This window comes from Anaerococcus sp. AGMB09787, from assembly GCF_022808955.1.
Lineage (GTDB): Bacteria > Bacillota > Clostridia > Tissierellales > Peptoniphilaceae > Anaerococcus.
The window spans coordinates 69,016-90,767 of sequence record NZ_JAKZEY010000012.1; the positions used below are offsets into that span (position 1 = coordinate 69,016).

Genomic DNA, 21,752 nt, shown 5'->3' on the forward strand with positions numbered 1-21,752 from the left:
AATGAGGGCAAAGTTAATAAGCACAGATCCTAGTTTGAACTTGATGTTTAGGCTAGGAGCCATAGAGACAGAGCCAGTAGGCGATAGAGATTCTATACTTAAAGCCTTCGAGGACTCTATAGGGGATGAGGGAATTGCTCTCTTAATCCTCACGAAAAAAGTTTATGAGGCAATAGGAGAAGATGTGGACTACTATAGAAGTCAGTCTACTAAACCTCTTATTGTTGTAATAGATGGCTGATTGGAGGGGAAATGCTCGATATTGAAGCGAAATTATCATCCTTTAGAAAAATGGTTTGGGGTGAAGAAAAAGAACAAAGCGAGGAAGAATTATACAAGTCTACAGAAATTAATTCAAAGATTGTAAGTGATAAAAAGCTTGAACTAGATGAGAAGCTAAAGGAAAGCATCAGGGATAGGGAGGCTTTTGCTAAGTCAAAGAAGAACGAGAGTCTTTCAAAAAAAGAGGCTGATGCCAAAAATAATATCTACGTCCATAGGCAATTTTTGGTAGAAGACTTGTACAAAAGAATCGTGGATAAGTTAAGAGCCTATACAGCAAGTGATGTTTATAAGGAAAATCTTAACTCTAAGATAAAAAACTCTATTAAAAGTCTAAGTTTAAATGCAGAGGACCTTATTATAGGAGTTGTGGAAAAAGACTTGGATGATATTGATTTTATTAACAAAGAAGCTATTCCTAATGAATATATAGGAGGTTATATAATTTCAAATAAAGATAGAGAATTTAGATATAATTTTACTTATTTAAATAAATTGAACATGAAAAAATATGAAGTTGGTAAGAAATTAAACGAACTTCTTGAAAGTGAGAGTTTTAATGAATCCAAAAATTAAAACAATTAATGGACCTGTAGTAATAGCCAATAATACCGATACTCTAAGCATAAGGGAGATGGTAAGTGTAGGAGGGGCAAAACTTATTGGGGAAGTAATTTCCCTAGAGGGTGACCTTGCTACTATCCAAGTCTATGAAGATACTTCAGGTCTTAAGGTAAATGAGGAAATAATTCCAACAGGTAGGCCACTTTCTGTAAGACTTGGCCCTGGTATGATTGGAAATATGTTTGATGGTATTCAAAGACCACTAAAATCTATAATGGATAAAAACGGAGCCTTTATCCCAGCAGGAATTGGATTTGAAAATATAGATACAGAAAAGCTCTGGGATGTTAAGATTAAGGTGAAAGTTGGAAATATAATCTCCCTAGGGGATATTTATGCTACAATCGATGAGAGCCAAACAATTGAGCATAGGCTCCTATCAGATATTAAGGGTACCGTAGTCGAAGTAGCTAGTGATGGTAAATACAAGTTAGAAGATACCATAGTTAAGGTAAAAGATGATAAGGGCAATATAAAAGAGCTTAAACTCTACCAATACTGGCCAGTAAGGAAGGCCCGTCCAGTAAGGGCTAATATGCCAATTAAGAAACTCTTGCAAACTGGTCAAAGGGTTCTAGATATATTTTTCCCTATAGCTAAGGGTGGTACTGTGGCTATTCCTGGAGGTTTTGGTACAGGAAAAACTATGCTCCAACACCAACTAGCCCAATATAGTGACGTAGATATCATTATCTATATAGGTTGTGGTGAACGTGGTAACGAAATGACCCAAGTCCTTGAAGAATTCCCTGACCTAATCGACCCTAATACAGGCAAGGGACTTATGGAGAGGACTATCCTTATAGCAAATACATCAAATATGCCAGTTGCTGCAAGGGAAGCTTCTATTTATACCGGAATTACCATAGCAGAATATTTTAGAGATATGGGCTATGATGTAGCCTTGATGGCAGATTCTTCATCAAGATGGGCAGAGGCCCTTAGAGAAATATCTGGTAGACTTGAAGAGATACCTGCAGAAGAAGGCTATCCAGCTTATCTTGGATCAAGATTGTCCCAATTCTATGAAAGGGCAGGCTATGTTACAAATCTAAACGGTAGCGAAGGATCAGTTACACTAATAGGGGCAGTAAGTCCATCAGGAGGAGACTTCTCCGAGCCAGTTACAGAAAACACCAGAAGGTGTGTCAACGTCTTCTTGGGTCTAGATAGGAAACTTGCCTATTCTAGGCACTATCCTGCCATAAACTGGCTTACTTCTTACTCTAAATATATAGAGCAAATTGGCGACTTTTATCAAGAAAAAATTGGCAAGAATATAGTAGGTCTTCGTAATGAACTTATGGATATTTTGCTAAAGGAAGATGAAGTTAGGTCAATCATGATGCTAGTAGGAGAAGATGCCCTATCAGATAAGCAAAAAAACATCCTAGATATAGCTACCCTGGTAAGGGTTGGCTTTCTGCAACAAAATGCCTACAACGACATAGATAAGTATGTCCCTCTAGAAAAACAAGTAAAGATGCTAGAGAGCATATATAATTATTACAAAAAATCAGAGTCAGCCTTAGATAGGGGACTAAGTTATGATAGGATTTATAATCCTAAATTGATAAATGACCTAACCCAAATGAAATATAATATCAAAAATGATGAGTTAAATAACTTTATAGACTTAGATTCTAAAGTTAATAACCATTTTGAAAGATTTAATGAGGCAAATAGATGAGAAAAGAATATACAAAAATTAAAAAAATCGAATCATCTATGATAGAAATAGAGAAGGTAACAGATGTTGCCTACAAGGCTGTAGTAAGTCTTCATGCCCTAGGAAGGGACTTTGTAGGTCAAGTTGTAAAGATCGATGATGATACTGTAACCATAGAAGTTTTTGGTAATACAGAAGAATTTTCACTAAATGATATAGTGGTATCTTTTGAAGAAAAACCCCTAGAAATTCCTCTAAATGAATCGATACTAGGTAGGACATTCAATGGAATAGGAGAACCTATAGATAATGGGGGTCAAATTTATTCAGACAAGACCTATTCTATAGAAGGCCTTCCATTAAACCCTGTGGCTCGTGAATACCCAAGGGACTTTATTCAAACAGGTATATCTTCAATAGATGTACTTACAACCCTAATCCGTGGTCAAAAACTGCCAATATTTTCTGGATCAGGCCTTAGCCACAACCAGATAGCGACACAAATAGTTAGACAAGCCAAGCTCAAAACAGACGATGACTTTTGCTTTGTATTTGCTGCCATGGGAATAAAGAAGGATGAAGCTATGTTCTTTGAGGATTCCTTCAACAAGGCAGGGGTAAGGGATAAGGTAGTCATGTATGAAAACTTTGCAGACTCACCTATTATGGAAAGACTTATTGCACCCAAATGTGCCTTGACAGCTGCAGAATACCTAGCCTTTGAGAAGGGCTACCATGTCCTTGTCCTTATAACAGATATGACTTCCTACAGTGAAGCCTTGCGTGAAGTTTCATCAATTAGGGGTGAGGTTCCCTCAAGAAAGGGCTACCCTGGCTACCTATATTCTGACCTTGCATCCATGTATGAGAGAGCAGGAATGATTGAAGGCGTAGAGGGATCAGTTACCCTTATTCCAATCCTAACCATGCCAAATGATGATATAACCCATCCAGTAGCAGACCTTACAGGCTATATTACAGAGGGACAAATAGTAATTGATAGGCAATTATCTAACAAGGGGATTTACCCTCCTATAAATGTTCTTCCATCCCTATCCAGACTTATGAAGGATGGTATAGGTGAAGGCTACACTAGGGCAGACCACGAAGATCTGATGAACCAACTCTACGAATCCTATTCCAAGGTTCAAGATGTAAGAAATATAGCCCAAATAGTGGGAGAAGATGATTTGTCAGATACAGATAAAAAATACCTAGAATTTGGTATTGTCTTTGAGAGTAAATTCTTGTCCCAAGACCAAAATGAAAATAGAGAACTTGACGAATCCCTAGACCTAGGCTGGGATATCCTAAAAATTCTACCAAAGACAGAGCTTCATAGGGTTTCTAAGGAAAACTTAGATAAATTTATAGGTGATTAGATGGAAACTAACAAATTATCAGCAACCAAAGCAAATTTATTGAAGGCCAAAGAAGAGCTGAAGCTTTTAAGTGGTGGCTATGAAATCCTCGATAAAAAACGAAAGGCCCTAATGAAGGCCTACGATGATAAGGTAAAAGACCGTAACAGTCTTAATGAAGAAGTAAATAAGACTCTGGCTGATATAAAGGAAAACTTTAAAAGGGTGCTAATTACCCTAGGGGAGACAGATCTTGATTCTATTTCAAGGTCTGTGCCTATTGATAATTCATTGGAGCTTACTAGCAGCAAATTTATGCAAACAGAGATTAGTAAGATTGAATTTGAGGAAGTAGGTCTAAACTTATCATATTCCTTCTACGAAACAAATGTAGCCTTTGACCTGGCTATCCTAAGCTTTAACACCTTGAGGTCAAAAATTTTCAAATTAGCAGAACTTGATACTACAATCACTTCTCTAAACAACGAAATATCAAAGACTAGCAAAAAAGTTAATTCTTTGGAGAAGGTACAAATTCCAAAGTACAAGGAAATAATAAAAACCATCTCCCAAAGCCTTGAAGAGAAGGAGAGGGAGGACTTTTCTAAGACAAAAATTGTCAAGGAAAATAAAATTAAAAAGCAAAAAAATTAAGGTCCCAACTAAGCGGACCTCTTTTAATTTGTAATATTTTATGCTATATTATCTTCTTTTTCAGCTTCTTTCATATATTGATAAATCTTGATGGCTATGGCCATTTCTATTCTCTTTCTAAAGAGCTTACAAGAAAATTCATAAGTATTATTTATATCACCTGTAGCATTGTAGGAATTGGCCGCACAACCTCCTGAGCAATACATATTGGCCCAGCAAGACCTACATTCTTCTTTAGAGTAGCAATTACATTGCTTAAATTGACCTACTAGGTCAGTTCTAACTATTCCATCATCTAAGTTACCTAGAAGAAAATCTTCATTACCCACAAATTGATGGCAAGGGTAAAGGTCTCCTGTAGGTGTTACTGCCATATATTCTGTACCGGATCCACAGCCTGATATCCTCTTGTGGACACAAGGACCATTTTCTAGGTCTAGCATATAGTGGTAGAAGGTAAATTCTTCGTCTGAGTCAATTTTTTCCATCATCATATCTGCCAATTTTTCGTATTGGTCATAGATTGTATCGAGGTGTTCATCCCTTAGGGCATAATGTTCGTCAGGATTACCTACAACTGGCTCTAGGGAAGTTCTATTGAAACCTAAGTCTAGGTAGGTTTTGATATCTTCAGTAAAGTCTAGGTTGTTGGCTGTGAAGGTTCCCCTCATATAATATTCCTTATCGCCACGTTTTTTGACGAAATTTTGGAACTTTGGCACTACTGTATCATAAGATCCCTTACCAGCTATAGTTTTTCTGAAGGCATCATGTTTTTCCTTTCTACCATCTAGGGATAGGACTACATTTTTCATATTTTCATTGAGGTAGTCAATCACCTCATCATCTAAGAGCATACCATTTGTTGTAAGGGTAAAGTTAAAGTGCTTGTTATATTCTTCTTCCCTGGACCTGGCATAGTCTACGGTATCTTTTACTAGGTCAAAGTTTAGTAGGGGTTCTCCACCAAAAAAGTCAATATCTAGATTGTAGTGGCTACCAGAATTTTCTATAAGGAAGTCTATGGCAGACCTTGCCACATCCTTTTTCATAATGGCATCTGGGCCATGGTACTTGCCACCCTTGGCAAAGCAGTATTCACAGGAAAGGTTGCAGGTGTGGGCAACATTTAAGCAGAGGGCCTTGATTTGGGTAGGTCTATTTACTATATCTATAGCAAGGTCCTTGTAGATATCTTCTGAAAATAAGAAACCCTCGTCTTCTAGGTCCTTAATTTCTTGGTAGACTGCTTCAAATTCTTCATCAGAAATCTTATATCTTTCTGTAATAATTTCTCTTATATGGTCTTTATCATTTTCTTCATATAAGCCAATAGTATCATAAGTTACATCGTCAACAGCGTGAACTGAGCCACTATATATATCTAAAACAATATTAAATCCATGGGATTTGTATTGGTGAATCATAATATCTCCTTTGTTTAAATTGAAAGTAGTGAAAATAATTTAACAAAAAATAACACAATAAAAAACTTATCTAAGGATGGTCCCTAGATAAGTCAAAATCAATTATTTATTTTTTTTGCTAACACATTCTTGATTAGCTACACCACAACTTGTTTTGCAAGCTGATTGGCAAGATGTTTGACATTCGCCACATCCACCGTTTTTCTTGCTCTTGTGGAGATTTCTTGTGTTTAAAGTTACAATTCTTTTCATATGTACTCTCCTTTTCTTTTCTTAATAATATCAGTTTTTATTAACTTTGTCAATTATTGTATAAATAAATTCTCCATCAATATTTAAATCAAAATCATTTGTTCTAAAGTAGGAGATAGTGGAAAGAACTTCTCTGTCAATAACTTCTCCAGGCACAAGTAGGGGAATTCCTGGTGGATAGGCATAGACGTATTGGCTAGAAATCTTTCCTAGGGCTTCATCAAGTGGTGTCTTTTCCTTATTTGATGATACAGCCTCATAAATTTTCATTTTTTTCTTGGGGATATTTATTGAGACTTGCCTAGGGAATTCTTTTTTATTTATCTCCTTATCAATTTCTACCAAGGCCTGGCTTAGTCTATCAAATCCTTCATTTATATCAAAGATTGTCGCAATAAGGAGGGCGTATTCTGGATAAGCCATCTCGACTTCTATTTTTCTATCACGAAGTAATCTTCTTAGGATTTTACCAGATATAGTCGTGTCTTTTGTAGAAATTAAGATCTTGGACCTATCTTTTTTATCATAGTCTATTATTTTTAAATTTTTAAGTTCGAGACCATAAATTTTATTTAGCTTATTGTCTAATTTCTCATATAAGTCATAGAATTTTCCAAAGTTTTCTATCATCTCATCTATACTTTGGAGGATTAGGTAGGAGGGAGAAGATGTTTGAAAAATTGCTAGATTTCTCTTTATTTCATCAAACAGCCCCCTATCATTTATGAGGAGACCTGCGCTAGGTGTGAGGGAAGATAGGTTTTTATGAAAGGATGTTACTGCCACATCAAAGCTATTTGTGTAGAGCTTATTTAGGAGCAAGTGGCTACCATGGGCGAGGTCTACTAAGAGCTTTGTCTTATACTTTTGGCATAGGTCATAAATCCTATCTAAGTCTAGAATATACCCCTCATATGATGGTGAAGTTACGACTAGGGATCCGTAGTCTTTCTCAGCAAGTATTTTTTCGAGCTTTTGATAATTTATATCCTTAACTGCATTTACTTCATCTAGCCTTACTTCAAGATAGTCAGCATCAAGGTCATATAATTCTATGGCATTGTATACAGACTTGTGGGCGGATCTTTGCACTAATATATTTTTATTATCCTTGGTCATGGCACGAATTGATGAAAGGATGCCACTAGTTGATCCATTTGTCGTAATAAGGGCTTCTTTCACTCTATAAATTTCTGCAAGTTTATTTTGCATTGCTATAAATAAATCCTTGGGATCATTTAAGTTATCAAAGCCTTCTATCTCTGTTAGATCTCTTCCATAGCCCAGTCTTTGATCAAGTAATTCTGATCTTTTGTTGCCAGGCATATGGAAGGGATAGTAATTTTCCTTTAAGTATTGGTCTAATTTTTCTTTTAACATAGCTACCTCACCTATACTTTACCCTAAAGTTTTCTTAGTATATAATAGGGGTAGGAGATAAGTATGAGTCAAAATTTCAAGAGATTTTTAAAGATAATATTAATATTTTTGATGTTTGCAGTTTTATTTTCTGGAATTCTACTAGTTATTGACTTTTTTAGGAATTCGGCAGAAGAGGGGAACCTCACAAGTGGTGATGAATATTTATTTTTGCTAGGAGGGGTCGATTCTACTGGAGAGAAGGAAGGAACTAGGACGGATACATTAATGCTAGTTAAAGTCGATGAAGGAGATAATTCTATAGATCTTATTTCTATTCCTAGAGATAGCCTTGTTTATATAAATGGGTCAATGGATAAGATAAATGCAGCCCATTCCTATGGGGGAATTGATCTCACTATGGAGACCATAAGAGAGTTTTTGGGGATAGACCTATCCAAGTACCTAGTAATTTCCTTTGAGGGAGTAAGAAAGGCCATAGATGCCCTAGGGGGTGTAGATATAGAAGTAAGTGAGGATGTTGCCTATGCTATGGACATAGAGCCTGGCATCCACCATTTTAATGGAGATGAGGCCCTAAACTATGTGAGATTTAGGAAGGGATACAATAATGCAGACCTTGGTAGGATTGATACTCAGCAAGACTTTATGGGCCAATTAATAAAGGAAGCTACCAAGATGAAAAATCTGCCTAAGCTTCCCCTAGCCTACCTAGCAGCCAGAGCCCATATAGAAACAAATATTCCCTTTTCCAAGCTTGTAAGCCTGGGTATGAGCTTAAAGAAAGTCAACAAGGAAGATATAAATAAAGTCAAACTTTATGGAGAAGTAGTAGATATAGACGGAATAAGTTATTACGATATATACGATGAATCTATTGAAGAGATTAGGAGGGACTACCTCTATAATTTTGCTTACTAAAAATTAATAGCTAACATTCTTAAGGGCAATTTATATAAATTATCGTATAATATCACTAGTGATCTTATTGGAGGATAAAATGGATTTAAAATCAAAAATTAGAGTTATTGAGGACTACCCAGAAGAAGGGATATCATTTAAGGATATAACAACCCTACTTAAAGATAGGGAAGCTTTTAGAGAAGCTATAGATGAATTGGCAAGACCTTTAGAAAAATATGACTTTGACTATATAGTAGGGATAGAATCAAGAGGATTTATCTTCGGGGCAGCCCTTGCAGATAGATTAAATAAGGGATTTATTCCTATAAGAAAGCCGGGCAAACTACCAGGTAATACCAAAAAAGTTTCCTACGACCTAGAGTATGGATCAAGTGAGCTAGAAATGCACGAAGATTCTATCAAGGAAGGAGATAAGGTCATTATAATAGATGACTTAGTAGCAACAGGTGGAAGTGCCAAGGCTGCAGCAGAGCTTATTGAAGGCTTAGGTGGAGAGGTCTCAGCCTTTGAGTTTTTAATAGAGCTAACAAGCCTTGAGGGAAAAGCAGTCCTAGAGGACTACGATATAATATCTATAGTTAAATACCACCACTAAAGAATGGCCTCCTAGAGAGGCTTTTTTGATGGAAAGATAGGTTAAGATATAGAAATTTTACTTATCCACAAGTTGACTTGAAAAATCTTAAGGACTTAGTATAATAATCGTAAGGTCAGAGATGGTCAAAGACGATGGAGGTAATTATGAAATTTAGAGATTATTATGAAGTATTGGGAGTTGAAAAAAGCGCAAGTCCCGATGAAATTAAAAGTGCATATAGGAAATTAGCCAAGAAATATCATCCAGACCTTCATCCAAATGATAAGGAAGCAGAAAAGAAATTTACAGAAATAAATGAGGCCTATGAAGTTCTATCAGATAAGGATAAGAGAGATAAGTACGATAGGTTTGGTCAAAATGCAAATTTCCAAGGAGGTCAAAACTTCGATCCTCGAGATTTCGGCTTTGATTTTGGAAATTTTGGAGGCAATACTTACACATACACAAATAAAAATTCTAGCGGTTTTTCCGACTTTTTTGACACTCTTTTTGGAAGCTTTTCTAATTCTTCCAGGAAGAGTGGTGGGACAGGCAAGTTTTCTTCTTTTGGTAATGGATTTTCCAAGAAAAACAAGCAAGTACTCAACAAGTCCATAACTATATCCCTAGAAGAAGCCTTAAAGGGAACTACCAGGAAAGTCAGTATAAAGGCCGGTGGCAATTTAATAGATATAGATGTTAATATTCCTAAGGGAATCAAAAATAATAACAAGATAAAGATCGATGCTAGTAGATATGGCATAGATGCAGACCTAGTAGTCAAGGTAAAAATAAAAGACGAAGAGGGCCTTAGACTTGATGGAATTGACCTAATCAAGGAAGTCAAGATGACGCCATGGGAAGCATATTTTGGAGCCAAGAAAAAAATCTCAAATCTCGGTAAGTCCTTTATGGTAAATATCCCAGAGAAGGTAAATACAGGTAGTAAAATTAGACTAAAAAATAGGGGATATGAAGATAGGAAGGGCAACAGGGGAGATTTGATCCTAGAAATTATTATAGAAAATCCAAGCTCCTTAAGTGAAGAAGCTGAGAAACTTTACAAAGACTTACAAGCAATGGAGGCTTAATATGGATATTAAAAAATTTACACAAAAATCTCAAGAAGCAATCAATGATAGCCAAGCCCTAGCTATAAAAAATTCAAATCCTGAAGTAAATGAGATTCACCTAGCCTATGCCCTAGTGAACTCTTCAGATTCTATAGTTAGTCAAATAATAAAGTCCATGGATGTGGACTATGAAGGCTACAGGAATAAGATTTTAAACAGGGTAGAAGCTATGCCTAGTCAAGATGGAAATGGTAATATTTACCCATCTCAGCTATACCAAAGAATCCTCTTTAAGGCTGAAGATGAGGCTAAGGCTATGGGGGATAGCTATGTATCAACAGAGCATATATTCTTATCCTTACTAAAGGAAAAGACTGACCTCAACTCACTAAATAAGGACTATAATCTTACCTACAAGTCCTTTAAAAATTCTATCTCAAATGTCAGGAAAGGTCAAAAAGTTACCAACGATAATCCTGAAGAAACTACCAATCCCCTAGAAAAATTTGGTAGAAACCTAACCCAAGAGGCTAAGGAAGGAAAGATCGACCCAGTTATAGGCAGGGATAGCGAGATTAGAAATGCCCTTAGGATCTTATCCCGTCGTAAGAAAAATAACCCAGTCCTCATAGGCCAACCCGGTGTTGGTAAGACTGCCATAGTGGAAGGCCTTGCCCAAAGGATTGTAAATAACGATGTGCCAGAGCCTATCCAAGGTAAGACTATATTTTCCCTAGATATGGGAGCCTTAATAGCAGGGGCCAAGTATAGAGGTCAGTTTGAAGAGAGATTAAAAGCAGTATTGGAAGAAATTCAAAAGTCTGAGGGCCAAATTATAATGTTTATTGATGAAATCCACAATATAGTAGGAGCTGGTAAAAGTGAAGGGGCCATGGATGCCTCAAATATTATGAAACCGATGCTTGCTCGTGGCGAAATCAAGGTAATAGGAGCTACAACCCTTAATGAATATAGGCAATATATAGAAAAAGATGGGGCCTTGGAGAGGAGGTTCCAAAAGGTAATGGTGGATCAACCATCTGTTGAAAGTACCATAAGTATCCTAAGAGGAATCAAGGACAAATACGAAATCTATCATGGTATTAGAATCTCTGATAATGCAGTAATAGCTGCAGCAGAGCTTTCTGATAGGTATATAACCGATAGGTTCTTGCCAGATAAGGCCATAGATTTGATGGATGAAGCCTGCGCCACAGTTAGGACTGAGATAGACACCATGCCTAACTATATAGATGAGCAAAAGAGAAAGCTCCTCCAACTTCAAATCGAAATAACAGCCCTCAAAAAAGAAGAGGACGAGTATTCTGTGAAGAGAAGGGAAGACTTGGAAAGAGAATTGGCCGACCTTTCCGAAAAATATGACCAAGAATTTATGAAGTGGCAAGAGCAAAAATCTGCCATAGATGATGTTAAAAATATAAAAGAGGAAATTGACAGGGTCAAAAACCAAATAGACGAGGCAGAAAGAAATTATGACTTTGAAAAACTTTCTGAGCTAAAATACGGCAAACTTCCCCAACTCGAGCAAAGACTAGAACTTGCCAATGAGGCCTCAAATGGCAAGGAAGATAGGTCAATAAAGGAAGTTGTTACAGAAGAGGATGTGGCAGACGTTGTAAGCAACTGGACCAAGATTCCTGTAAGTAAACTCGTAGAAAGTGAAAGGACCAAGATTCTCAACCTACCAGACAAACTTCATGAAAGGGTAATAGGCCAAGAGGAAGCCATAGCATCTGTAACAGATGCCATAATAAGGGCAAGAAGTGGCCTCAAAAATCAAAATAGACCAATAGGATCCTTTATCTTCCTAGGACCTACTGGAGTAGGTAAGACCGAACTTGCCAAGGCCCTAACCGAGGCTATGTTTGATGATGAGAGGAATATGATCCGTATAGATATGAGCGAGTACATGGAAAAGTATAGCGTATCAAGGCTAATAGGGGCTGCTCCTGGCTATGTTGGCTATGAAGAAGGTGGCCAACTAACAGAGGCAGTCAGACGCAAGCCATACTCAGTAATCCTCTTCGATGAAATTGAGAAGGCCCATCCAGATGTCTTTAATATCTTGCTCCAAGTTTTGGATGATGGTAGACTAACAGATAGCCAAGGAAGGACTGTTGACTTCAAGAATACTATTATCATTATGACATCAAATATAGGGTCTCAATACCTAATAGATGGACTAAATAACGATGGAAGTATAAATGAGGAAGCTAGAGAAAGGGTATATGCTCTTCTAAGATCTTCCTTTAAGCCAGAATTCCTAAATAGGATTGATGATATTGTAATGTTTACTCCGCTTACAAGTGAAGAAGTATACAGGATTATAGACCTACAAATAGAAGATATAGGTAAGAGACTAGAGGATAAGAATATCACTCTTAAAATATCAAGTCCAGCCAAGGAATATATCCTAGCCAAGGCCTATGACGTAGAATACGGAGCAAGACCTGTTAAGAGATTCTTGCAAAGAGAAGTTGAAACAAGACTTGGTAAATTGATCCTAGAAGGCAAACTATCTGAAAAAGATACAGCTACCCTAATCCTAAATGATAATAAGGAATTAACTTTTGATATAAATTAAGATAGACTCCCTGGGGAAAATCCTTGGGGAGCTTTATTTTAACCAATCCTCTTAGTTTTTTTAAACCACTATATCTAGTGCGTTATTTACAAAGTGCAACTACATATGGTATAGTATAGGTAGAAAAAATTTGGAGGAGTAGATTGTGGTAGAAGTTATAAAGAAGGATGGGAGAAGAATCCCTTTTAATAAAAACAATACAATAAATTCAATAAAAAACTCCATGAATGATCCATCAGGATTTTTTGTCATAAATCAGGCAGAAGAAATAACTGATCATATTGGAGATATAATTAAAGATAAAGACCGAGTATCGACAAAAGAAATTGCTGAAATGGTAATTGATGGGCTAAAGAAAAGAAATAATTTAGCGACAGCAGAAGTTTATGGGTCCTATAAGTCAATCCTTTCTTATAAGAAGAAGGTAAATACATCAGATGATGACATCCTGGGGCTTTTAAACCAAACCAATATCGAAGTCATGGACGAAAATTCCAACAAGAATGCCCTAATAGCATCAACTCAAAGAGACCTTATAGCAGGGGAAGTTGCAAAAGACATAGCCAAGAGAAAGCTCATCCCCCAAGACCTAGTAGAGGCCCACGAATCTGGAGCCATACATATCCATGACCTAGACTACCTTATCCAGCCAATATTTAACTGTTGCCTGGTAAATATGAAAGATATGCTAGATAAGGGAACTGTTGTTAATGGAAAACTTATCGAAAGCCCTAAGTCTTTCCAAGTAGCCTGCAATGTTATGACTCAAATCATAGCACAGATAGCTAGTAACCAATACGGTGGTCAGTCTATAAATATTTCTTGCCTAAGTCTCTACCTAAAAAAATCCTACGAAAAAAATCTAGACTTAGCTAGAAATACGCTAGGAGACGAGGAGTTAGCAAAAAATATGGCAGAGGCCCTTACCAAAAAGGACCTAGAGTCAGGTATACAAACTATCCAATATCAAATAAATACCTTAATGACCAGCAATGGTCAGTCACCCTTTGTTACCCTCTTCATGCACACAGATGAAAAGGATGAGAACCTTGATCAAACTGTGAAGATTATAGAAGAAATACTAAATCAAAGGATAGAGGGTATCAAAAACGAACAGGGAGTCTATGTTACACCAGCCTTCCCTAAGTTAATTTATGTCCTAGATGAAAACAACATAAATAAGGATTCGAAATACTACTACCTAACAAAACTTGCAGCCAAATGCACTGCCAAGAGAATGTATCCAGATTATATAAGTGCCAAGATTATGAGGGAAAACTACGAGGGAAATGTATTTTCTCCTATGGGTTGTAGGGCCTTCTTGCCTCCTTACAAGGATAAAAAGGGAGACTACAAGTTCGATGGTAGGTTCAATATGGGAGTATGCACCATAAACCTCCCTCAAATAGGAATCCTTGCTAGGGGAGACTATGATAAGTTCTTCGAAATCCTAGATAAGAGGTTGGAATTAGTTAAAAGAGTTGGCCTTCTTAGATACAAGCATTTATCCAAGGTAACAGCAGACTCATCTCCTATCCACTTTAGACATGGAGCCATAGCAAGGCTTAATAGTGGGGAATCTATAAAGCCACTCCTTGAAAATGGCTATGCGACTGTAACTATTGGCTATATAGGTATCTATGAAGCAAGTATTCTAGTTACTGGCAAGTCCCATACTAGTAAGGTTGGTCACGACTTTGCCATGAAAATAATGGAGGTCCTTAATAAGAAAAAAGAACAATGGTCCAAGGAATATGGGATAGCCTATGCAGTATATGGGACACCTGCAGAGAATTTAACTCACAGGTTTGCATCAATTGATAAGAAAAGATTTGGCACAATTGAAAATGTAACCGACAAGGGATTTTATACAAATTCCTTCCATGTGGATGTTAGGGAAGAGATATCGGTCTTTGATAAGTTTAACTTTGAAGCTGACTTCCAAAATCTATCTACTGGTGGATGCATATCCTATGCAGAAATACCTAATATGACTAACAATATCGAAGCTCTATTGACAATGATAAGGTATATCTATGACCATATCCAATATGCAGAGTTTAATACCAAAAGCGATTATTGTGGAGAGTGTGGCTATGATGGAGAGATCCTCTTAGATGATGATAATAACTGGTATTGCCCAAATTGTGGCAATAGAGATAGGAACACCCTCACAGTAGTAAGAAGAACTTGTGGCTATCTAGGAGAGAATTTCTGGAATGAGGGCAGGACCAAAGAAATAAAGGCCAGGGTCCTTCATATATGAAGTATGGACAAATAAGAAAATACGATGTCGCAAATGGGCCAGGGATTAGGACGAGCTTTTTCCTAACTGGCTGCGATCGTAATTGTAAGAATTGCTTTAATAAGGACTACATGGATTTTAATTATGGAAAGGTCTGGGATGAGCTTGCTAGTTCAAAAATTATAGACTACCTATCCCTAGAAGAAGTAGAGGGCCTTACTGTCCTTGGTGGAGAGCCTTTTGAAAATATTCTAGGACTAAGTGAAGTAATTAATAAGATAAGAAAATATAGCCAAAAGTCTATATGGGTCTATACTGGCTTTACCTTCGAAGTTCTTGCCAATATTCCCCTAGCTAGGAAGCTCTTAGAGCAAATAGATGTCCTAGTTGATGGAGAATTTATTGAAGAGAAGAAGGATTTAAAACTTAAATTTAGAGGATCATCTAACCAAAGAATAATTGATGTAAGAAAAAGTTTAGCTTCTAATGAAATAATATGGTTAGATGGGTATAAATAATCATATAAAATAAGGAGGCATTATGACTGAAAAAAGAAAAAGTGGATTTTCTGCTGTACTTATAGTTATCATTGTAGTAGTAGTGGCGATTATCGCAATAACAGTTCCAACTTATAACAACCTTGCTACAAGTAGGGAAGAAGTCAACAAGTCCTATGCACAAGTAGAAAATGTTGTTCAAAGAAGGGCTGATCTTATTCCAAACCTTGTAAATACCGTAAAGGGCTATACAAATCACGAAAGTGAAACTCTAGAGGCTGTAACCAATGCAAGGGCGGGAGTTAGTGAAGCTGATTCTCCAGAAGAACTTGCAGCAGCTAATGAAGCTGTTAGTAGGGCTATAGGAGATATAAATGTAGTGGTAGAGAGGTATCCAGACCTTAAGGCAGACACCCAATTTGTTGCCTTGATGGATGAGATATCAGGATCAGAAAACAGGATTTCTGTAGAGAGGAAAAACTATAACGAAGCTGTCCAAGCCTATAATTCAAAACTTGTAAGATTTCCAACAAACCTTATAGGAAACATAACAGGCTTTGATGAAGCTGAATACTTTAAGGCTGACGAAAGTGCAAAAGAAGCGCCAGTTGTAGATTTTAATAACTAGGTGAAAGTATGACAAAAAATAGGGCAATCAAATTAAGCCTTATTAGCCTATTGCTAATAATTTTCTTGCCGGGCTTATCATTAGCTCAAGGCTTAAAGGAAGAAGTTAGAGAATACTACTATGATGAGCTTAATATTTTAGATGATGAAACCAAGGCTCATATCATCAAAGTAAATAAAGAAATCGAGACCAAGACAGGCGCTCAAGTCCTAGTAATGAGTCTAGATAATCCTGATGGATTAGAAGCCCTAGATTATGGAACTACAATCTTTAATGACCTTAATATAGGGGATAAAGATGAAGACAACGGAGCCTTGATTTTATTCCTTGAAGATAAGAATACCGATAAGAGGCAGGTAGCTATAGTAACTGGCTACGGCCTAGAAGGAAGGCTAAACGATAGTAAGGTCGGTAGGATAATCGATAATTTTATGATGGATTCTTTCGAAAATGGGGACTATTCAATGGGCCTTAAGGAAGGATTCAATGCTGTAATTTCTGAAATTGCCACAGAATATGGAGTAGAACTCAATGGAGATTATAGCTACTACCAAGACAATATGGAAGATAATACCTTTGCTACGATAATAGGAGCAGTATTTATAATCTTTACCTTCTTTTTTATGCTTAGTCTATTTTCTAGGCGAAATCGTGGCAGGAGGATCTACCGTAGGGGCGGATATTATCCTGGAACTTATTGGACCCCTTTTAATAACCTTGATGATGACGATGACTACGATGATGATTCATTCTCCTCATGGTCGGGCTGGTCATCTGGAGGAGGATTCTCAGGTGGAAGCTTCTCTGGTGGAGGAGGTAGCTCCGGTGGAGGAGGCGCTAGTAGGTCCTTCTAATAAAAAAGCTCTTGTAGGAATTAACTTACAAGGGCTTAATTTTTCTATTCTTTGACTAACTTATTATCAAATAAGAAGCCTTGCTTTTTGGCTGTCTCAAACATCTTTGGTCTATCAAAGATGGAACTTGCTTGTTTTTTAGGTATTTGGGAAGTAAAGCTTTCACTTTTTTTACCATTATTTCTAAGATCATAATAATTTTCCATCTCATCATCATAATCTTTTAAAGAATCTAGATAACTATCGAACTTTTCATAAGAATTTTCAAAAACTTTAAGATCCTTAGGGAGTCTTGGTTTTAATTGGGGATCTTGGTTAGGATAGCCAAAACCTAGGCCCACTGCAGGGAAGGTGTACTTTGGTAAGTTAAGTAGTTCAATTATCCTAGCATCATCATTGTGGATATTGCCGTAGTAATTAGTACCTAGTCCCAAAGCTTCTGCTGTTACTACCACGTTTTGAGCAGCTATCATAGAGTCTGAGAAACCTTGTATGAATGAATCAAAGTTTAGCATCAAATCATTTTCTAGGCCCATTTCCTTGGCTACATTATAATTTCTATAAAGGTCTACGATAAAGATCCATATCTCAGGTGCCCTAGCCACATAAGGCTGATTACCTATTTTTGAAAGCTCCTCTTTTATCTTTTGGTCAGTTATTCTAATAATTGAAGATAATTGCAAGCCGTTACTACTTGCAGTATGGATGGCAACCTCCATCAACTTATTTATGATATCATCTTCTACCTTAACATCCTTAAATTCTCTAATGGTTCTGTGACTTAAAGCCAAATCAACTATATTTTCCATAGAAGCTCCTTTCTTTTACTAGACATATACCCAAGAAGCTAGAAAATCAACTAGAAATGATTCTTTAGTTAAAATATAAATCAAAAATCCTTCAAAATATTTATATAAGCAAAGTACATCCCCTAAAAATGGTCTGTACCAGACTCTTATGTTATAATTTAATTAGGTGATTTATATGGTAATTAAAACTTCTGTGAGGAATTTAATAGAATATGTTATGAGGTCTGGTGACATAGATACTAGCTTTAGAGATAATCAAAGAATGCTAAAGGGAATCAGGGCTCATCAAAAAATCCAAGCCTCCTATGGGAAAAATTATATCAAGGAATACTCCCTAAAAAATTCGAAAAGTTTTGGTGGAGTGGACTTTGAGGTAGAGGGAAGAGCCGATGGCATCATTAAGGAAGGCAAGGCCTATACCGTCGATGAGATAAAGTCAACTACAAGACCCCTGGAAGATATTGATGGGGAAAATAAGCTCCACTGGGCCCAAGCCAAGTGCTATGCCTATTTCTTTTCTTCTGATAAAAAATTAGAAAATATTTCAATCACCCTAACCTATGTATCCACAGAAGATTATAGTACGAAAATTTTTAAAGAAGACTTTTGCTTTACTGACCTTGAAGAATTTTACCTGGGCCTACTTAGTGAATACTTGAACTTTTCAAAAATTCTCTCTAGCAATCTTGATAAAAGAAATAAGGCTTGTAAGGGACTAGACTTTCCCTATGATACCTATAGGAAGGGGCAGAGGAAGATGGCTCTTGCTATCTATAGGTCTATCTTAGATGAAAAGAAGGTCTTTATTGATGCTCCAACTGGGATTGGAAAGACCGTATCATCTACCTATCCTGCTATAAAGTCACTTGGAGAAGACTTATCAGATAAAATATTTTATCTAACATCTAAGACAACTACCGGAAATGAAGCCCTCAAGGCTCTAAGCCTTATGGTTGATAAAGGTCTATATATAAAGGCCCTCCAAATTGTGTCAAAAGATAGGATATGTCTTAATGATGAGGTAAAATGTAATCCTAATGATTGCCCCTTTGCCAAGGGACACTTCGATAGGGTAAATGATGCCTTAAAGGACATCTTAGCCAAAGAAGTAATTATGGATTTTGACACCATAAGGTCTTATTCAGAGAAATATAGGGTCTGTCCCTTTGAATTTGAGCTAGATATAGCCACCTATTCTGATTTTATAATTTGTGATTATAACTATGTCTTTGATCCGAGTGTTTATTTGAAGAGGTTTTTTGATGAGATAGTAGGAAACTATGTCTTTCTAATAGATGAAGCCCACAACCTCTTGGATAGGTCTAGGGATATGTATTCTTTTTCCTTTACTGATGGGAGCTTTGTCAATATCAAGGAATACTTTGATGAAAAGAAGGATAGGCTAATTAGAAGAAATATTAATAAGGTCATAGACTTTTTTGACCAAACATACATAAAATATGGGTCAAAGGATAGATATTGTACAGAAAATCACATAGACGAAATAGATGAGAAGCTCCTTGGCCTCCAGAAGTCTATGGAGAAGTTCTTGGTTGAAGAAAAAGACCATGATAAGTATGAGGAGATTTTAAACCTATACTTTGATATAAACAAGTATCTCAGGATATCAGATAGTTTTATGGAAGGATTTTATAATGTAATTAGCTACGATAGGGGCAGTCAGGTCAAGACCTTTGAAATAAAGTGTGTCGATCCATCTAAGATTTTGAAGGAAAAGTACAAGTATAGTAGAAGTACAGTATTTTTCTCAGCAACACTCGCTCCTATGAAATTTTTTATGGATATGCTAGGGGCAGAGGATAGCCTAAAACTAAGACTTGATTCCCCCTTTGATAGGGAAAACTTACTAATCTTACAGAAGTCAATCAGCACTAGGTATAGAGACAGGCAGGCAAATATAGGAGAAATTTGCGATACTATCAACAAATTTGTAACTTCAAAGCCTGGCAATTATTTTATATTTTTCCCTTCCTTTGCATACCTAAATGAAGTAGCTGAGATATACAAAGATTATTATGATGATAAAATTCTAATCCAAGATTCTTCTATGAGTCAAAGAGATAGGTACAAGTTCTTAAGGAAATTTTCCATGACTTCTTCAAAAGTCGGCTTCCTAGTCCTAGGGGGTATATTTTCTGAAGGAGTTGACCTAATTGGAGATAGGCTAATAGGGTCTATGATAATCTCTGTAGGTATGCCAGGAGTAAGCTTTGATAGAGACTTGATAATGAAGCACTTTGGCTCTAGAGGCCTTTCTGGCTTTGACTATTCCTACACCTATCCAGGATTAAACAAAGTTTTCCAAGCAGCTGGGAGGGTTATAAGAAGTGAAGAAGATAGGGGTATAGTTTATTTAGTTGATGATAGGTATAGGTGGGATAAGTATAGACACTTGTATCCTAGCTATTGGAAAAATATAAAATATTTAGACAAAAAAGACGAAGATCTATTCTACATAAATAAGTTTTGGAGTAATAATGAGAAAAAAAGAGATTAAAGAAATAAAAATAGAAAATATGAAATACCCGAATATTTCCCAGGGCTATGACGAAAATGGTAGGCTTTATGAGTTTAAGGGAGGAGTATTAGGGCAAAGAGTTAGAGTAAAAGCTCAAAAGAAAAATAAAATAAGGGTCAAGGCCAAGTACCTAGAATTGCTTGAGCATTCCTACCTAGAAAATAATACTAGCCACTGCCCCAATACCGATATATGTGGAGGATGTGCCTACCAAAAACTAGCCTATGAGACAGAGCTAATGGTCAAATCTATGATGGTAAAGGACCTAATAAGGGAAAATGACATAGATATTGAAGGGGATATAAGAATCAACCAAGCCCCTAAAAATAGTGGCTACAGGAACAAGATGGAATACACCTTTGGAGATAGGGTTAAGGGAGGAGAGCTAATCCTAGGTCTTCATAGGCAAAATAGGTTCTATGAAATAGTAAATCCTATTGATTGTAACATAATAGATGAAGACTTTAATACAATTAGGTCTGAAGTACAAAAATACTTTAGAGAGAGAAAGACTTCATTTTATCACAAAAACACCCACGAGGGTCTCCTAAGGCACTTAATAATAAGAAAGGCCCACTATACTGGTGAAATCATGGTAGTCCTAGTAACAAATAGTGATGAAAGCTTTGATGAGATAAGGAAAAAACTCTTTGTAAACTTCCTCTTGGATATAAAAACAAAGGGTCAAATTGTATCAGTCTTCCATGTTATAAATGATTCAGTAGCTGATGCTGTGGTAGTTGAAGATATCAAGCTCTTATATGGCAAAGAATATATAACAGAGCTTATGCTAGACCTCAAATTTAATATATCACCCTTCTCCTTTTTCCAACCAAATGTCTACACAGCCCAAAAACTCTATCAAAAGGCCTTTGACCTTGCTGGAGTAGATGAATCAATGGATGTCCTTGACCTATATTCAGGAACAGGAACCATAACCCAAGTTATGGCAAGTAAGGCCAAATCAGCGACTGGCATAGAAATAGTAAATGAAGCAGTAGACAAGGCGTGGGAAAATGCAAAATTAAATGGGATTGACAACATCAACTTCTTGTGTGGGGATGTCCTAGAAGAGATAGAAAAAGTAGGAGATCAATTCGACCTAGTAGTCCTTGATCCACCAAGGGCAGGTATAAACCCAAAGGCCCTAGAAAAAATCCTAAAAATCCAAGCAAACAAATTTGTCTACATCTCCTGCAACCCAAAAACCCAAATGGAAAACCTAAAAGACTTCATAAAAGCAGGCTTTGAAATAAAAGACTTCGAAATCTTCGACCAATTCCCAAGATCAAGACACGTGGAGACTATAGCTCTATTAACTAGAGATGAGAAATAAATTCTTTGTGAAGTAT

At 36.6% G+C, this 21,752-nt stretch carries 19 protein-coding genes; 15 read left to right on the forward strand and 4 right to left on the reverse strand.

What is annotated here, in order from left to right; translation table 11 throughout:
* Position 1 precedes the first annotated feature (1 nt).
* The 5 genes from MUN42_RS03860 to MUN42_RS03880 are packed head-to-tail and all read left to right on the forward strand — an operon-like array spanning position 2 to position 4,590.
* Positions 2 to 241, forward strand: a complete 240-nt coding sequence (locus MUN42_RS03860; protein WP_279323795.1) for a V-type ATP synthase subunit F — start codon at positions 2 to 4, stop codon at positions 239 to 241.
* A gap of 11 nt (positions 242 to 252) precedes the next feature.
* Positions 253 to 858, forward strand: a complete 606-nt coding sequence (locus MUN42_RS03865) for an ATPase (protein ID WP_243343070.1) — start codon at positions 253 to 255, stop codon at positions 856 to 858.
* Positions 842 to 2,596 (forward strand): V-type ATP synthase subunit A, encoded by a 1,755-nt coding sequence (locus MUN42_RS03870; RefSeq protein ID WP_243343071.1) that lies wholly within the window; start codon positions 842 to 844, stop codon positions 2,594 to 2,596. The genes MUN42_RS03865 and MUN42_RS03870 overlap by 17 nt, the downstream gene beginning before the upstream one ends.
* Positions 2,593 to 3,957, forward strand: a complete 1,365-nt coding sequence (locus tag MUN42_RS03875; RefSeq protein ID WP_243343072.1) for a V-type ATP synthase subunit B — start codon at positions 2,593 to 2,595, stop codon at positions 3,955 to 3,957. The genes MUN42_RS03870 and MUN42_RS03875 overlap by 4 nt, the downstream gene beginning before the upstream one ends.
* Positions 3,958 to 4,590, forward strand: a complete 633-nt coding sequence (locus tag MUN42_RS03880; protein WP_243343073.1) for a V-type ATP synthase subunit D — start codon at positions 3,958 to 3,960, stop codon at positions 4,588 to 4,590. It begins immediately after the preceding gene.
* Positions 4,591 to 4,628: 38 nt separating this feature from the next.
* Here the strand turns inward: MUN42_RS03880 and scfB are convergent, their stop codons facing one another.
* From scfB to MUN42_RS03895, 3 genes are all read right to left on the reverse strand, one after another.
* Positions 4,629 to 6,017 carry a thioether cross-link-forming SCIFF peptide maturase gene (scfB, locus tag MUN42_RS03885; RefSeq protein WP_243343074.1) on the reverse strand — a complete coding sequence of 463 codons (1,389 nt, stop codon included), beginning with the start codon at positions 6,015 to 6,017 and terminating at the stop codon, positions 4,629 to 4,631.
* Positions 6,018 to 6,119: 102 nt separating this feature from the next.
* Positions 6,120 to 6,269, reverse strand: a complete 150-nt coding sequence (gene scfA / locus MUN42_RS03890; RefSeq protein WP_243343075.1) for a six-cysteine ranthipeptide SCIFF — start codon at positions 6,267 to 6,269, stop codon at positions 6,120 to 6,122.
* A gap of 30 nt (positions 6,270 to 6,299) precedes the next feature.
* Positions 6,300 to 7,649 (reverse strand): aminotransferase class I/II-fold pyridoxal phosphate-dependent enzyme, encoded by a 1,350-nt coding sequence (locus MUN42_RS03895; RefSeq protein ID WP_243343077.1) that lies wholly within the window; start codon positions 7,647 to 7,649, stop codon positions 6,300 to 6,302.
* A gap of 63 nt (positions 7,650 to 7,712) precedes the next feature.
* Between MUN42_RS03895 and MUN42_RS03900 the strand changes: the two genes are divergently transcribed.
* The 8 genes from MUN42_RS03900 (at position 7,713) to MUN42_RS03935 (ending at position 17,052) form a co-directional block, all read left to right on the forward strand.
* Positions 7,713 to 8,570: an LCP family protein gene (locus MUN42_RS03900; RefSeq protein ID WP_243343078.1), complete on the forward strand. Its 858-nt coding sequence runs from the start codon at positions 7,713 to 7,715 to the stop codon at positions 8,568 to 8,570.
* A 79-nt stretch (positions 8,571 to 8,649) separates the two neighbouring features.
* On the forward strand, positions 8,650 to 9,168 hold the full coding sequence (locus MUN42_RS03905) for an adenine phosphoribosyltransferase (protein WP_243343079.1): 519 nt from the start codon (positions 8,650 to 8,652) through the stop codon (positions 9,166 to 9,168).
* Positions 9,169 to 9,314: 146 nt separating this feature from the next.
* Positions 9,315 to 10,241 (forward strand): DnaJ domain-containing protein, encoded by a 927-nt coding sequence (locus MUN42_RS03910; RefSeq protein WP_243343080.1) that lies wholly within the window; start codon positions 9,315 to 9,317, stop codon positions 10,239 to 10,241.
* Between the two features lies 1 nt (position 10,242).
* Positions 10,243 to 12,828, forward strand: coding sequence for an ATP-dependent chaperone ClpB (clpB, locus tag MUN42_RS03915; RefSeq protein WP_243343081.1), 2,586 nt, complete (start codon positions 10,243 to 10,245; stop codon positions 12,826 to 12,828).
* A gap of 145 nt (positions 12,829 to 12,973) precedes the next feature.
* On the forward strand, positions 12,974 to 15,094 hold the full coding sequence (gene nrdD / locus MUN42_RS03920; RefSeq protein ID WP_243343082.1) for an anaerobic ribonucleoside-triphosphate reductase: 2,121 nt from the start codon (positions 12,974 to 12,976) through the stop codon (positions 15,092 to 15,094).
* Positions 15,091 to 15,591 carry an anaerobic ribonucleoside-triphosphate reductase activating protein gene (nrdG, locus tag MUN42_RS03925; protein WP_243343083.1) on the forward strand — a complete coding sequence of 167 codons (501 nt, stop codon included), beginning with the start codon at positions 15,091 to 15,093 and terminating at the stop codon, positions 15,589 to 15,591. Before nrdD ends, nrdG begins: the two co-directional genes overlap by 4 nt.
* 22 nt (positions 15,592 to 15,613) lie before the next feature.
* Positions 15,614 to 16,198 carry a LemA family protein gene (locus MUN42_RS03930; RefSeq protein ID WP_243343085.1) on the forward strand — a complete coding sequence of 195 codons (585 nt, stop codon included), beginning with the start codon at positions 15,614 to 15,616 and terminating at the stop codon, positions 16,196 to 16,198.
* An 8-nt stretch (positions 16,199 to 16,206) separates the two neighbouring features.
* Entirely contained in the window at positions 16,207 to 17,052 is an 846-nt protein-coding gene (locus tag MUN42_RS03935; protein WP_243343086.1) for a TPM domain-containing protein, read from the forward strand.
* A 44-nt stretch (positions 17,053 to 17,096) separates the two neighbouring features.
* On the opposite strand, the gene MUN42_RS03940 is transcribed toward MUN42_RS03935, so the two are convergent.
* Positions 17,097 to 17,861, reverse strand: coding sequence for an NADPH-dependent oxidoreductase (locus MUN42_RS03940; RefSeq protein ID WP_243343087.1), 765 nt, complete (start codon positions 17,859 to 17,861; stop codon positions 17,097 to 17,099).
* A gap of 175 nt (positions 17,862 to 18,036) precedes the next feature.
* Here MUN42_RS03940 and MUN42_RS03945 point away from each other — a divergent pair, with 175 nt between their 5' ends.
* On the forward strand, positions 18,037 to 20,379 hold the full coding sequence (locus tag MUN42_RS03945) for an ATP-dependent DNA helicase (protein ID WP_243343088.1): 2,343 nt from the start codon (positions 18,037 to 18,039) through the stop codon (positions 20,377 to 20,379).
* Complete coding sequence (gene rlmD / locus MUN42_RS03950) at positions 20,360 to 21,736, forward strand: 23S rRNA (uracil(1939)-C(5))-methyltransferase RlmD (RefSeq protein ID WP_243343089.1); 1,377 nt, start codon at positions 20,360 to 20,362, stop codon at positions 21,734 to 21,736. The genes MUN42_RS03945 and rlmD overlap by 20 nt, the downstream gene beginning before the upstream one ends.
* The last annotated feature ends 16 nt before the right edge of the window (positions 21,737 to 21,752 follow it).